This is a genomic window from Bacteroides nordii (genome assembly GCF_019930665.1).
GTDB lineage: Bacteria > Bacteroidota > Bacteroidia > Bacteroidales > Bacteroidaceae > Bacteroides > Bacteroides nordii.
Genome location: NZ_CP082886.1, coordinates 4,565,813 through 4,578,988 on the forward strand (window position 1 = coordinate 4,565,813; position 13,176 = coordinate 4,578,988).

General features: G+C 42.0%; 11 protein-coding genes. 4 read left to right on the forward strand and 7 right to left on the reverse strand.

The genetic code is table 11. From position 1 onward, the window contains the following. The first annotated feature begins 297 nt into the window (after window positions 1-297). On the forward strand, window positions 298-2,088 hold the full coding sequence (locus K8P02_RS17830; protein ID WP_007482962.1) for a tetratricopeptide repeat protein: 1,791 nt from the start codon (window positions 298-300) through the stop codon (window positions 2,086-2,088). 23 nt (window positions 2,089-2,111) lie between these two features. Here K8P02_RS17830 and K8P02_RS17835 read toward each other — a convergent pair whose 3' ends face one another. From K8P02_RS17835 to K8P02_RS17850, 4 genes are all read right to left on the reverse strand, one after another. Beyond that, window positions 2,112-3,128 carry a fimbrillin family protein gene (locus tag K8P02_RS17835; RefSeq protein ID WP_223381606.1) on the reverse strand — a complete coding sequence of 339 codons (1,017 nt, stop codon included), beginning with the start codon at window positions 3,126-3,128 and terminating at the stop codon, window positions 2,112-2,114. Beyond that, the gene (locus K8P02_RS17840) at window positions 3,061-3,984 is read right to left on the reverse strand and encodes a fimbrillin family protein (RefSeq protein WP_025866855.1); all 924 of its coding nucleotides are present in this window, start codon (window positions 3,982-3,984) and stop codon (window positions 3,061-3,063) included. Before K8P02_RS17840 ends, K8P02_RS17835 begins: the two co-directional genes overlap by 68 nt. A 43-nt stretch (window positions 3,985-4,027) precedes the next feature. Next, window positions 4,028-4,936: a DUF5119 domain-containing protein gene (locus tag K8P02_RS17845; protein ID WP_002558392.1), complete on the reverse strand. Its 909-nt coding sequence runs from the start codon at window positions 4,934-4,936 to the stop codon at window positions 4,028-4,030. 143 nt (window positions 4,937-5,079) lie between these two features. Next, the gene (locus K8P02_RS17850; RefSeq protein WP_195349264.1) at window positions 5,080-6,327 is read right to left on the reverse strand and encodes a DUF3575 domain-containing protein; all 1,248 of its coding nucleotides are present in this window, start codon (window positions 6,325-6,327) and stop codon (window positions 5,080-5,082) included. Window positions 6,328-6,426: 99 nt separating this feature from the next. Here K8P02_RS17850 and K8P02_RS17855 point away from each other — a divergent pair, with 99 nt between their 5' ends. Further along, entirely contained in the window at window positions 6,427-6,576 is a 150-nt protein-coding gene (locus K8P02_RS17855) for a hypothetical protein (protein WP_155896524.1), read from the forward strand. Between the two features lie 557 nt (window positions 6,577-7,133). Here the strand turns inward: K8P02_RS17855 and dprA are convergent. From dprA to K8P02_RS17870, 3 genes are read right to left on the reverse strand one after another with little or no spacing between them, the layout of a single operon-like run. Then, entirely contained in the window at window positions 7,134-8,252 is a 1,119-nt protein-coding gene (gene dprA, locus K8P02_RS17860; protein ID WP_002558394.1) for a DNA-processing protein DprA, read from the reverse strand. Next, window positions 8,249-8,650: an acyl-CoA thioesterase gene (locus K8P02_RS17865; protein ID WP_025866854.1), complete on the reverse strand. Its 402-nt coding sequence runs from the start codon at window positions 8,648-8,650 to the stop codon at window positions 8,249-8,251. Before K8P02_RS17865 ends, dprA begins: the two co-directional genes overlap by 4 nt. Before the next feature lie 46 nt (window positions 8,651-8,696). After that, window positions 8,697-9,968, reverse strand: a complete 1,272-nt coding sequence (locus K8P02_RS17870) for a peptidase U32 family protein (RefSeq protein ID WP_025866853.1) — start codon at window positions 9,966-9,968, stop codon at window positions 8,697-8,699. A gap of 172 nt (window positions 9,969-10,140) precedes the next feature. Between K8P02_RS17870 and dusB the strand changes: the two genes are divergently transcribed. Continuing rightward, a complete protein-coding gene (gene dusB / locus K8P02_RS17875; RefSeq protein ID WP_025866852.1) occupies window positions 10,141-11,121 on the forward strand; it encodes a tRNA dihydrouridine synthase DusB in 981 nt (326 codons plus the stop codon). 86 nt (window positions 11,122-11,207) lie between these two features. Further along, window positions 11,208-13,031: an LPP20 family lipoprotein gene (locus tag K8P02_RS17880; RefSeq protein ID WP_002558398.1), complete on the forward strand. Its 1,824-nt coding sequence runs from the start codon at window positions 11,208-11,210 to the stop codon at window positions 13,029-13,031. The last annotated feature ends 145 nt before the right edge of the window (window positions 13,032-13,176 follow it).

Here is a 13,176-nt window from a genome sequence, read left to right on the forward strand (position 1 = left end):
TTATTTGACACACAGGAGCGCCATCTAACTTTCACGATAACAAAAAAGAAGATTTTTGATTTATTATCATAATATAATTCCCTGCATTGACTACTTTACTATTTCAAATCAAAAATAATGTACTACTGCATACTCTATTATTTAATTGATAAACAGACTCTTGCATTTCCTTTGTAAAACCTTCTTTTTTTGCTTTTTGTGAGAAAAAGCAACTATAACTTTAAAAAGAGCACGTCAAAATTGGTTAATATATAGCATATTATTATCTTTGTAATGGATATAAAATCAATTAGCATAATGCATAAGATTCTTATAATCGCTTTATCCATACTATGTATCGTTGAAAAGGTTTTTTCACAATCACCTATTCCTGCTAAAGGAATTGAGAATATATTAAACCAATCGAGAGAGTATGTTTCACAGCCTTATTTCACCGATACGATACTGGTAAAAAGAATCGATTCTTTAATGCATAGTACATACTCGGGAGAGGAAACTTTTAAAACGGTATTTCAGGTAGGATTGTCATTGTGCAATATAAACCGCAAAGAAGAAGCTGTAAAGTATCTGAGCTATTGTTTATCGGTGATAAAAGACGTATTTCCTGAGATACCCCGTAATTCACTTCCTACTTACATCCATATTATGAATCAGACAGGACTTTCTTATAATTATATGAGATTGACCGATCTGGCAATGAACTACTACACGAAAGCATTGGACATCGCCCAAAAAAATAACCTGAATGAAGAGGAGGCAATACTTTGTAATAATATTGCTTCTATATTTCAGACTCAAAAGAAATATGACGAATCGGATTCTTTATTCAAAAGAGCTATTATTATCAACGAAGAACTAAAAGTTCCTCAAAGACTGTTTGTTAATTACAATAACCTCTCTGTGAACTATGCCCATAAAAAAGATTATAATAAAGCACTTGAATATGCTTTCTTAGCTGTACATCAGCTGGATGCTGCCAGAGATTCCGATATGATCATACTGATGCAACGAAACATTGGCTCTATCTATTTGAAACAGAAAGAGCCCCGGATGGCATTGCAGTTGTTGAAGCAGGTAGAGGATTATCAGTTGAAGCATCATCAGGAATACTATTTGACAGGAACTTATCTGATAATGACCAATGTATATAATTTATTGGAACAAAAAGAGATGGTTGGTAGCTATTTGAAGAAAGCGCTCGCCCTGTCTGATGAATATAATAATGTATATGATAAAAAGGTATTGCTTGCCGAACTTTCTAAGTATTATGCAAATATAGGACAACATCGAACGGCTTTTGAAATGTTAAAACAGTCTATGGCATTAAAAGACTCCCTATATAACTCGGAAGAGGAAGAAAGAACGAGAAACTTATCGGGTGCTTATGATGAGGAACGCATGCTACAGGAAAAGTTGATTCGGATAGAGAACAACCACGCAGTTGTGATGCAGAAGGTATATATAATGGTGTTTTCCGGAGTAATACTTTTGGTTGTTATAGCCGTATGTACGATTTATTGGCTCAAAAAGCAGAAGAAAAAGACGAGAAGAGCATTGTGTGATTACGCCCGGCAGAAACGCGATCAGATGGAACGGCAAGAGGGAAAAATAATCTCTTTGCTGAATAACCTGGAACAGCTGAAGTTAGAATTGGAACAAAATGAACGCAAACAGATGTCCTACTCATTACAAGACACTAAGAACAAAGAGTTCATCGCACAACTAACCGATCGCCTGAAGCAATTGTTATTGGACATGAATCCTAAAGAAACACAAGTAAAAAAACAGATACGTGATATTATTTCGCAACTAAACCAGATTGACAGTAACAATATATTGCAAGATTTCCGGGATTCATTTGAAAGTATTCATCATCATTTCTATGAGAACTTAAACGAAGAATATCCTACTATTACAATGAAAGAAATGCGCTTGTGTGCCTTGCTACGATTAGGCTTGTCTACAAAGGAAATTGCCGATATTACTTTCAAAGAGGTACGAAGTGTAGAGTCTGCACGCAACCGCCTACGTAAAAAACTGCAAATCTCCCAAACGGAAGACTTGCAGAAGTTTTTGATGAATTTTTAAGCTATACACTTATTGGAATCTGACTATTCTACGGTAGCACCACCTTCACCTTTTATCCAGTTGGTGACTGTGGCACTGGAAGAAATTTCTTTCCGCATGAAAGTCAATGTAATATCATAAGATATGCCTGCCCGAAATTCATTACCAGTGGTTGAAGTTACTTTAGATACATTCAACTCTCCATGATTAGTGACAACTGTAAGGCTTAATTCAGCATCACCTGTAATTGGAGCAATCATTACAGACCCTCCTGCCCTTACCGCCTTATCCTTAGGGATGGGTACTCCATTCCCGGCAGTTGCATTTAAAGCATAAAGATTCTGAGTTTCGCTTACTGTTAATGTTCTACTCTTCAAATCGAATCCTACAGGTAGTTGAATACCGTTCAATTGAATCACACGGACATCATCCATATCATCTTCGGGTATGCTTTCGCCTTTTTGTATATAAAAAGTAAGCTGCGTAAGTGCATGGCTGAATGCCAGCGAAGGAGCAGCACTACTTTTGGTACCGAAAATTTCGTTAGAAACCAGTACATCTGTACTTCCGTCTGCCTCAATCTTACCAAAGGTATAAAGCTGTCCGGTTACTTTTCCAATGGGAGAGAATGCCTTCATAAAGGTTTTACCACCATCGGCAAGGTAATACTGTTCGTTTTTGAGAACAACAGCGGAACCTTTTGTCGGAGAAGCAATGATAGATTCCTTGGTATCGGTAGACCAGGAAGGAGAGGCATCGCTATAGGTGGTAGCATCTGAAGTAGTTTCCCAACCTAAAATAGTTGCAGAAAAGGGGGCGTTCTCACCAATTGCTGCACGTGACTGGGTTATCGTTCTTTGCACTTCTGCGCTAAGATGAATTTCTTTAGGGTAGGAATGAGACATAGCACTATCAGTCTCTGTATCTATGATTGTACAGCTTGCTAATAGTGCTATGATGGATATTAAGAAGGGGGTCTTAATCATTCGATAATTATCCAACAGTACCAGAACCAGAACCGGTAGCCCATTCAGTAACAGAAGCACTAGTAGAAATCTCATCTCTAAATGTAAGAGTTACAGTATATGCAACGCCTTTACCATCAGCATGTTCCGCTACTGAAGATAGAGTTACCTCAACACTGGAATATGTTTTCTTATTTGTTACCACCTTAATATTAAATTTTCCACTAATAGGTTTTACCATTACAGCAGTACTAGCTGTTTCTTCAGTAGTAGTAATAGCATCGGTGAAAATAATAGGTACCTCCACCTCTTGTGCTGTCCCAAAAAGAACTTCATTAGTACCAAGATTTATCTTTTCCGGAACACTCATACCCAATAAATGAATAGAGGTCAATTTTACATCATTTGCTAATCCAACTCCGGCCTTTACTTTAAAAATCAATTTCGTTAATGGATGGGCAAAGGTCAAAGCACCAGCAGGTGTCGTTTTATCACCATATACGGCAGCAGTAGTCATCAAAATATCGACTGAACCATCTTTTTTATCTAAAGCATAAGTAGAAGTTTGAGCTTCTTGAGTAGCAGTTGCTCCATCTACATAGAAAGCTTTCATATAAGTTTTATAGCCATCTTCTGTACTATAGTACTTTCCTGGTACAGTTATAGAAGGTGTATTACCAGAAGTGTTTATATCACTGGACGTTGCATTCCATGAGGGTTCTGTTGCGAATTCAGTCATTTCAGTATTACTTTCCCAGCCTAATACAATAGCTTTAAATTTGTTACCATCTTCTATAGCAGCCCGCGTTACCCCAGTTGTTGTTTCCACTCCTGCGCTCAATTGAATCGCTACCGGTTCCCCATTATCAACTGCATCTATGCCCTCTACTTCTGTGTTTGAACAACTTGCCATCATTCCTAATGCCAATGCTGAAAAGATAAATGTCTTCATACTTTTTGTCTTTAAAAGTTTATATTATTGTTTTATTTGTTTCTTATATCACACTTCCATTTCCTGTTTCTATCACCCAGCTAATTACTGTAGCAGTCATACCTATTTTCAATAAGTTGAATGTCACCTCTGCAGGTGCTTCGGTTTGTACTTCTTTTATAACCTGAGTGATATCTGTCGTTATTGTTTCTTTTTCTTCATTCTCATATGTAAAACTCATTTCCAAGATAGTCTTTCCTTCTACACCAGCTCTTGTAGTACTGATTTCATGCAGGAGAGGCAATAACATTTTTCCTTCAAAACAGACTCTGTCTTCCTTGTATACCGGTATCAAATCATGGTAGTACTCGGAAGTAGAGTAAGCAGCAGTTTCCATAGTGAACAACTTCAACGAATTGATCATCCCGATAAGATGTGCCTCAGCCTGTTTCACTTTCTTACTTGTTGGCATCTCAAAACAGGCTTTCAATACCAAAGGATGAGGTGAGAGCACTACTAACGGCCCGTTCGTCTCGGTGACATTAAATTCTGCCACAGAAGAAAACATCATTTCCGGATGCATTACATCACCGTTCACTCCCGGCTCTAATAACTCTATCGCTGCATCTTCCGCCACATCCATATTACTGAACTTCACATTGGGATCTGCTTTGTCCATACTAAGCAACAGCAGTTTATATTTACCAGACAACAAATCATTGATATAAACATCATCGCCAACTTCTCTTGAAAAAGGTTTCAAAGAACGACTTTCCGGATAAAACACCAACCATTCTCCTTCCGGCTTACTATATTTCCCCCAATTGACTTTGACATGAACCGTACCATCGGGTACTCTCTCAACGTCATCCTCAATAGGACGAAAAGAACAAGATGAAAGCAACAGGATTATTCCTTCACACAGTACAAAACACAGCACTTTCCATGAAGAAGATTTTCTTACTTTTTCCATCTTCTGTTTCTTTTGATGCAACAAATATAGAAGATGAAAATAAACTAAAACAATACTTAGATAACTATTTTAGGGCACTGGAAGGGTTCGTGAAACGATTGGAAGTTTTTTGCAAGTTTGGGGGTTCTCTATTCGCGAGACTTCTATCGTTTTACACTAATAAGCCACACTAAAGAACATTTTACTTTTGTAGGTCCGATGTAAACAATACGGCGCGTGTCTTTCCAAGTTAGTTCTCCCTGGTCCGAAAGGTAGGTGTGAAAGTCAGTAGTCAGACAGCCTACCCCCAAGCTGAACTCCAACGAAAAATGGCGGCCTATGCGCCGGGTATATCCATAACTAAGACCACCGGCAGCATAATACTTTCCCCGATAACCTGTTGTTTCGCCAAACTGAAAGTCATAATTACCGCCTTCGGCGTACAATCCGAAGAAATGGCCGATCAAGGGATCACGCGTGCGACGATTGCCTAACCAACAACGTCCTTCAATGCCACCGGATACTAACTGATAGCAGAAATTACGCTCATTATTCAACCACCAAGGGCATTTGTATTCGGCATTCACTGACCAACGACGTCCCAAGGGTATCTCCAACTCAAGATTCGGGGCTAAAGCAATGTCATAAAGCAGATTGTTTTTGAATGCGAGAATCGTCTTTCGCCGCTTCGGAGTAATTAAAACCGATCCGGCGTCCTCCGGTTCTATAGATTCTGTCAGAAGAGCCGGAGACTGTTGTCCGACAGTCGATGCAAAGCCGGATACAGGTTCTACCCCGTTCAACGGAGCTACCAAATCGGCATAATTCCAGCTCACCTGTATCTCCGTCCGGTGTAAGCGAGGTAAAAGCGATTCCTGAATATACGTATAGGGTTTCTGGCCGTTAAGATATTGCAAAAGCTTTTCACACTTTGCCGGATCATAATGATGATAATCTATCAGACGCAACACATCTTCCTGATCAGGAACTCCCGGATCGGACGCTATCAAAGTACGCCAATCCATCCAATCTGTCTCTTTACGACAGAGTACAAACTTAGTATGCAGACGGGGATAACGTTCGTTTATATAATCTCTCACTGCCTCGGCACGCCGTGCAGCCAACCAGGCATTGAATTTCAGACTGCCTTCCGGCACTATCAATGAAGTTATTATCAAAGAATCGGGATGTGCCGTTTCCAAAGAATCAGCCAAAAGAGCATCAAGGGTAGCAATCGTTTCACTATTATCCAGATAATCCGGATCTATCTCATCTTGATTGAAAGAGAAATAAATATAACTACTTCTTACCGTATCCTTCTTTACAATAGGACGAGTGCCCTGAGCATAGTTTGCCCCGGGTATCATAAGAAGTAATCCTAAAATAGATATGATGCAGATACGGCTTTTCATAACAACACATTAAACAGGTAGCAAATATAGAAAAGAGATTCCAGAATAAAGCAGAATCAATACTAAATCTGAGAAAGAATGTCTCATACAGTGAAATGATTGACAGATATTTGCAACTCCGGAGTACTTCCCACACGGGGAGATATGACAGGCGATGCTGATTATTGCAATGCAGGTCAGCACTCATTTTCACAGCAGGCAGAGGGATGGCAGCAACAATCGTCGTCCATTCTGCGAAAATCCGCATAAGCCCGTGTTTCATCTGATGATAACAGCATTTGTCATTACTGCCTCTGCCTTCCCCGGTATGGATAAAACCTTATCTCGTAGAGTAACGTATGGTTCTCCGGTATGCAACGTTGTTTTACATGTACATGTTTCACTGCTCGACATGCACATGTCGTACTGCTCCACATGTGCATGTCGTACTGCTTTACATGTACATGTAAAACACAGTTGCATACTGACCAACGGCTTGTTGCTTCCTGACTCAAACAACGAGCCATACCGGGGAATAGTAACGAGGCTACTCCTAAGCACTTCCTGCGCGAAAAAGTATACCGGATGTTATATCAGAATCGTACAATTTTATATACCGGACGATCTCTGACACCCCCTTTTAAATAGGGTTGTGTACGATAACAGTGAAAAACCGTGAAAGAATTTAAAAGAGAACCAATATTGAAAGAAATATTTGGAGGAATAGAGTGGAAGCCTTACATTTGTACTGTGATTTTTTTCATAGTATTAGATTTAAGGTTAACAAAGGTTGGAGCAAGGCGTTGCTCCTTTTTTTATGCCTATCATTAAAGTAACTGATACATTCCGCCTGCCAATATCCGTATCACCCCTTTCATTTCAAGTTCAAACAAGATAGCATTCATTTTATGTACAGCAATATCGGCTTCAACTACCAATGTATTGATCTGTAAAGCCCCCTGTGCTTGCAGAAGAGAGACAATCCGCTGCTCTTCTTCTGATAATTCCGGGAAGAGATTCCGCTGAACATTCTCCGCTTTCCGGGACTGTGAAGAAGCATCCCAGCACATGGCTTTCACAAAATCTTCGGCAGACAAAAGAAGAGCTGCTTTATTGTCACGAATCAGTTGATTACAGCCGATAGAAGAAGCATCCATCGTACGTCCGGGAAAAGCAAAACAGTCGCGATGATAACTTTCGGCAATATCGGCAGTGATCAGTGAACCGCCTTTAGCAGCAGACTCCACGACGATCGTAGCATCTGCCATACCTGCTACAATACGGTTACGGCTTATAAAGTTATGTTTATCGGGATTGGTCCCGGTGAGAAATTCGGTCAGTAAACCACCTTGCTGCAACATGTCAACAGCAGTTTTCCGATGGACGGAAGGATAAATACGATCAAGCCCATGCGCCAATACGCCAATGGTAGGAAGGCTGTTGGCAAGGGCCGCACGGTGTGCATGAATATCAATACCATAAGCCAGCCCACTTACAACAAGTACCTCCGGACAGAGGATTTTCAAATCGCGGAGAAAAGAAGCACAAAGCTGTTTACCATACTCAGTAGCGTTGCGGGTACCTACCATATTAATAATGCGAAGCGCATTCAAATCGGCATTTCCTTTGAAAAAAAGAACAATAGGGGCATCATCACATTCGCGAAGACGGGAAGGGTAACGTTCATCGGCCAAAGTAAGACATTGAATATGGTTCTTCTCCGCAAATTCATACTCTTCTCCGGCACGTACCAATGCTTGTGGGCAATCCAATGCCTCCACCACACGGTTGTTCACTCCCGGCAGACGTTCGGGAAGTTCCTGCCGGAAACGAAAAACATCAGCAGCACTTCCAATGCCATCCACCAACTTCTTTGCCCAGATATGTCCAATGCCCGGAACCTGCGTCAGGGCAATGCTACAAATGCACTCTTCGCGACTACTCATTGCAAATAGGGCGCAAAGACGCTGTCAAACAGTTCACTATCACTCAAACGCCCGTTAACGACACATACGGTTTCAACGGTTGACTTCACTACCACTTTGCCATCACTCTTCCGGAAGATATCCTGATAGAACACATACTTGATACCTTCTTTTTTCATATAGAGTTTGGAAACAAATTCATCTCCACTCTTCAATGGAGTTTTAAAAGCCATATTGATACGGGCAACAACCGGATCAACTCCCTGCTCATGCAATGCAGCAAAGCTGACACCCACAGAAGAAAGGAACTCATGACGCGTATGCTCCAGATAGTGTTGATAATTGGCATTGTTGACAATGCCCTGCAGGTCGCATTCATAATCGCGTACCTTCATCTCCAGCTCGTAAATATAATTCATGGTTGTAATGTTATAAAGTGATAGGGTTGTAAAGTGATAACTCTCCTTACAACCCGCCTTTAAACTTTTTCAGTTCATCCACAGAAACCAGTTTGTAGAGCTTGTCACTCGGACGTATCTTATCGAGTTTCATGGAGAAACGTTCTCCCTTCTTTACGTTTTGTACCGGTTCAAGATCAACACGTGCCTCTTCGAGGGTAGCAAACAAAGCTCCGGTAGTCGGTCCGGTTACCAATAACTTATCGCCCACATTCAATTCGGCTGCTTCTACAAGAAACTCGGCAACACCGATATTACTAAAATAACGGACTCCTTTGCCTACGTAGATCTTACGTTCTGTAGCTGCCGAACCATAGTTCTTAGTCCACTCTCCCAAACGCTGTCCCAAATAGTATCCATCCCAGAAGCCACGATTGAACACACTCTTCAGGCGTTCGTCCCAGGCAGCCACTTTCTCGTCAGTGAAAGTATCGTCCAGATAAGCCTTGATAGCCTCTTTATAACACTCCACCACGGTACGCACATACTCAGGACCGCGGGCACGGCCTTCTATCTTGAACACCCGTACACCGGCATCCATCATCTTATTCATAAAATGAATCGTCTTCAGGTCTTTGGGTGACATTATATACTGATTGTCGACGTCCAGCTCCACATCCGTCTCTTTATCCCGCACCGTATAAGAACGGCGACACACCTGCATACAGGCACCACGATTGGCAGAACTGTTCATCTCATGCAACGAAAGATAACACTTACCGGAGACAGCCATGCACAAAGCACCGTGACAGAACATTTCAATACGAATCTGTTCGCCCGAAGGGCCACATATATTCTCTTCTACGATATGACGATAGATCTCCGCCACCTGCTCCAAATTCAATTCGCGGGCAAGCACTACCACATCGGCAAACTGGGCATAGAATCTCAAAGCCTCTATATTGGATATATTCAGCTGGGTAGAAAGATGTACCTCCTGCCCGATCCGGCGGGCATAACTCATCACCGCCACATCGGCAGCGATCACAGCCGAAATACCGGCTTCTTTCGCCGCGTCAACGATAGTGCGCATCAACTCCAGATCGTTATCATAAATAATTGTATTTACCGTCAGATAACTCTTCATCCCATGTTCATCACAGGTCCGGGCTATTTCGCGCAGATCGTCAATGGTAAACGTATTGGCCGAACGGGCACGCATATTCAAATTTGCAATACCAAAATAAATAGAGTCGGCACCTCCCTGAATGGCTGCTGCAAGTGATTCACGGGAACCAACAGGAGCCATTATCTCGAAATCATTCAAACTAAAACTCATACACTTTTTATTATATAGAAAGCTTATTATCTCCCCGGTCTTCCCCGAGTTTTTTCTCATAATTCAATCAGTTAAATAAATCAAGAAGTACAAAGGTAGGCTTTTTTCCGTATTTTTGTAGCGATAATGAAAGTTACTTCAATCACAAATCGTAAAATTAAGTAAACCGTAAATGAAAATAGGCCACATAGATTTGGGCGAACGCCCTGTATTCCTTGCCCCGATGGAGGATGTGACAGATCCTGCCTTCCGTTTGATGTGTAAAAAGTTCGGAGCCGATATGGTGTATACGGAGTTTGTTTCGAGCGATGCACTGATACGCTCCGTCAACAAGACTACGCAGAAACTTTCTATCTGCGACGAAGAGCGTCCTGTTGCCATACAGATATACGGAAAAGATACCGAAGCTATGGTAGGAGCAGCACGGATTGTAGAAGAGGCACAACCTGATATACTGGATATCAATTTCGGGTGTCCCGTAAAAAAGGTGGCCGGTAAGGGCGCCGGAGCAGGAATGTTGCAGAATATCCCAAAGATGCTGGAGATCACCCGCGCCGTAGTAGATGCCGTAAAGATACCTGTTACAGTAAAAACCCGCCTGGGTTGGGATGCCGACCACAAAATCATTGTAGATCTGGCAGAACAACTACAGGACTGTGGTATTGCCGCACTCGCCATTCACGGACGTACCCGGGCACAAATGTATACCGGTGAGGCAGACTGGACTCTTATTGGCGAAGTGAAAAACAATCCCCGCATGCATATTCCGATCATCGGTAACGGAGACGTAACCTCGGCAGCAACTGCCAAAGCATGTTTCGACCGTTACGGAGTAGATGCCATCATGATTGGCCGGGGCAGTATCGGGCGCCCCTGGATCTTCCGCGAGGTGAAACACTATCTGGAAACAGGAACCGAACTTCCTCCCGAAACCTTTGAATGGTATCTGAATGTGCTTCGCGAAGAAGTGCTCAACAGCGTAGCCCGCCTGGACGAACGCCGGGGAATCATTCACATACGCCGTCACCTGGCTGCAACTCCCCTGTTCAAAGGTATTCCTAATTTCCGGGAAACCCGCATTGCTATGCTAAGAACAGAGTCGGTAGAAGAATTATTCCGAATATTCGACAAAATAAAACCGGACGGTGAATAAAAAAGAGATTGGCTTTAGTGGATTTATCATAAAAAAGTTATTACTTTTGCGGAAATATAGATTCTATTTATAAAGTAACAAACAATATGAGAAAACCGCTACTCTTTTTTATTTTATTACTGTTCACCTCTCCGTTGCTCCGTGCGCAATCTGTAGAAGAAATACAGAATAGCAAGGAATATATTTGGGGAACCGGCAATGCCTCTACGCTCAAAAAAGCCGATAACGAAGCGTTGGCGGCATTAATAAGCCAGATATCTACCAATGTATCCAGCCAGTTCAGCCAACTGACGGAAGGAGGTACAGACGGAGACAAAGCAACCGTAGACGAAACATTCAAATCGGTCATCAACACCTATTCACGTGCAACACTGAACAATACCCGGCGTATCGTAATACAGAACGAACCGGAAGCTGCGGTAATGCGCTACATTAAAGTCAGCGAGATACAACGTATCTTCGAGGGGCGTAAAACAAAATTGCTCGACTTTACTCAAGAAGCGATAAAAGCTGAGAAAAAAGCACAGGTAGCTGATGCCTTACGCTATTATTACTGGGCACTGACCCTACTGCAAAGCTATCCTGACGGGAATTTTCTCACAATGAAAGACGAAGAAGGGAAAGATCAGCTATTGTGTAATTGGATTCCCAAACAGATGAATGCTATCTTCTCTCATCTGGAGGTTTCCATAAACGACGTCCACATCGATGGTGACCTGAAAACAATCGATCTGAAAGTGCTCTACAAAGGTCAACCTGCCCGCAACTACGATTATACCTACTTTGACGGACGAGACTGGTCGAATATCTTCTCAGCAAAAGACGGACTGGGAATTATCGAAATGCCTGCCGTTGCCAATGCCAAAGGAATGCAGATAAAAACGGAGTATATGTTTGAAGGCGAGTCTAATATCGACAATGAACTGGCCGAAGTCATGCAGTCAGTCAATCCGATCCCCATGCGCAACTGCTATCTGAAACTAACAGGTGAGGAGCCTAAACCAGGAGAAACTCCGGCAGCAACAACATTGCTGGCAGCTTCCGGCGATAGCGCCAAACAAACAGAATCCGCCATGCATTATCTGGCTAACGAAGAAGTTACTGTCTATCAGAGCACAATGAAAGAGGTAGAAAACGCCATCCGCTCCAAAAACTACGCCAATATACAATCTATTTGTACCCCGGAAGGTTTCACTATGTTCAACCAACTGATTAAATACGGCAATGCCAAAATAGTGAAGGAACCGGATCTAAAATATCTGGAATGCAATGGTGAGATAACCTGCCGTAGTCTCCCTATGAGCTTCAGCTTCAATGGTAATCGCCGCACATTCGTTGAAGATATCGTATTTACCATGACCCAAGAAGGTAAAATAGACGCTATCTCCTTCGGACTGAACAAACCGGCTGTTGATGATATTATGAATCAGACTTCCTGGGGAGACGATGTACGTAAAGTATTGATCAACTTCCTTGAAAGTTATAAAACAGCCTATGCATTAAAACGCTATGACTACATCAACAGTATATTCTCGGATGATGCTCTGATTATCACCGGTTCGGTGCTGAAACACAAAGTAGTAAATGAGGGGCAACCGATGAGCAAAGAGGCTGTAAAATATACCCGTCAGACAAAGAGTGAATTCATGAAAAGACTGAAACACATCTTTGCCGGAAACGAATATATCAATCTTCGCTTTGCTGACAATCAGGTACGCAAATCGGGAGTAGGAGGCGAAATCTATGGCATTCAGATCAAGCAGGACTACTTCTCGTCCAGTTATGGCGATACAGGTTATCTCTTTCTAATGGTGGACCTCAATAACCCCAAAGAACCTGTTATTCATGTACGTACCTGGCAACCGGAGAAAGATCCGGATTTCGGGCTGATAGATTTAAGTCACTTCTGATTTTCACCACAGAGGACATAGAGGGCACAGAGTAATTGTCTAATTGATTTTAAAAGATTTAAAACTCTGTGCCCTCTGTGTCCTCTGTGGTGAAATACATTCAAAACCGTACAGCAAGAAATCAATTTCACCGATAGCCATCGCA